Genomic DNA, 1,743 nt, shown 5'->3' with positions numbered 1-1,743 from the left:
CCGCGCGGCGGACGCCGTCACCACCTACCTGGACCCCTTGCGGGGCGGGGAGGACGGCGGCGGCTGGCCGTTCGGCGGCGCGGTGCGGCACACCGCGCTCGTGCGCCGGCTCCTGGCCGTCGACGGCGTCCTCGCGGTGTCGGGGCTTTCGCTCACCGCCGACGGGCTGCGGCTGCCGCCGTGCACCGACCACCCGATCCCGCCGGACGACCTGGTGTGGCCGGACCGCCCGCTGCTGATCCCGGTGGAGGAGCCCGCATGACGTGCACACCCACGACCGGCACGTTCCGGCTCCTCGACGACGTCGTCGGGTGGGACCAGGACGCCGTGGCGGACCTCGTCGGGTTCGGCGACCCGGCCGGTGTCCGGCTCGCCCACGCCGGCGCGTCCCCGGACGGCCCGACGCGGACGGAACTGCTGCCGTGGTTCCCCGATCCGCGGCTGGCCCCCGGCTGCGGCCCGTGCGGCTGGTACCTGCTGTCCGGCAAGCGGTTGCTGCGCCGGGACACCTGTGACGGCGGCTGGGTGCCCGTCTGGCCGCCCTACTGCGACCCCCGGCTGCTGTCCGCGCCGACGGCCGTGGCCGCGCGCGGGCACCGGATCGCCGTGGTCGACTCGGGCCGGGTCTTCGTGTGGCGCAACGAAGGCGACCACCTGGTCGCGGTGATCGGGCTCCGGCACGCGAAGGTCGTCGCGCTCGCGCAGGACGAGCAGGTGCTCGTTTCCCGCGAGGGCAGCGACCGGTTGTGGCGCTACGGCGCCGACGGGCGGCTCTGCGAGGTCGTCCGCACGCACGTCCGGGGCGAGATCATCGGCATCCGCACCGGGCCCGGCCGCACGATCTGGCTGCTCACCGAGGAAGCCGGCCGGTTCCGGATCTACCGCGACCACGGTGAGTCCACACTGGACGAACTCGCCGCGGAGGTGCCGTTCAGCGGGCTCGTCCGCGCGGACGAGGACGGCTTCTGCCTGCGCGAGCCGGGTCCCGACGGCGAGGTGACCTCCTGCTACGACTGGGAAGGGCAGCCGCGCGAGGAGCCGGCACCGGAGACCGGGCAGTTCGTCACCGAGGGCGAGTTCACCACCTTCCGGATCGACAGCGGGATCTCGCGCTGCCGGTGGCACCGCGTCCGGGTGACCGCGGACGTGCCGCCGGGCACCGCGGTGTCGGTGTCCATCGTCGTGTCCGAGGACGGGGAGTTCGCCGACAGCGACTGGCAGACCGCGCCCGCGGGCGTCACCGACTTCCTCGTCGACCAGCCGCCCGGCCGCCACCTCACGGCCCGCGTGCGGCTGTCCGGCGACTCGTCGGGGACGCCGGTCCTGCACCGGATCCGGCTCGACTTCCCGCGGTCCACCAGCGCGGACCTGCTGCCCGCCGCGTTCCGGCAGGACCCGGCGGCCGACGACTTCACCGAGCGGTTCCTGTCCCTGTTCGACGCGACCACGGCCGAGATCGACGAGGTCGTCGAGCGCTACCCGGCGCTGCTCGACCCGGCCGGCGTGCCGGACGGCGCGCTGCCGTGGCTGGCCGGGCTGCTCGGCCTGTCGTTCGAAGCAGGCTGGGACGCGGAAACGCGCCGGAAGCTGATCACCGCCGCCCCCGCGCTGTACCGGCGGCGCGGCACCCCCGCCGCGCTGAAGGACGCGATCGGGATCGTCTTCGGCGTCGACCCGGTCATCGACGAGCTGCCCGGCGACCGGCACTGGGCGCAGGTGCGCGCGACCGCCGCGCCGCCGACC

General features: G+C 75.4%; 1 protein-coding gene and 1 pseudogene. Both read left to right on the top strand.

Annotation, left to right across the window (positions count from 1 at the left end; translation table 11 throughout):
* Positions 1-262: pseudogene (locus G3I65_RS11750) on the top strand (putative baseplate assembly protein); the annotation flags it as partial.
* Positions 259-1,743, top strand: a 1,485-nt coding sequence (locus G3I65_RS11745) for a phage tail protein (RefSeq protein ID WP_160696134.1), incomplete at its 3' end; no start/stop codon positions are given. The pseudogene G3I65_RS11750 and the gene G3I65_RS11745, both read left to right, overlap by 4 nt.

The organism is Amycolatopsis sp. SID8362, from assembly GCF_010550475.1.
Lineage (GTDB): Bacteria > Actinomycetota > Actinomycetes > Mycobacteriales > Pseudonocardiaceae > Amycolatopsis > Amycolatopsis eburnea.
The sequence above is the reverse complement of the archived record's forward strand: the minus strand, read 5'-3'. Positions and strand labels throughout refer to the sequence as shown.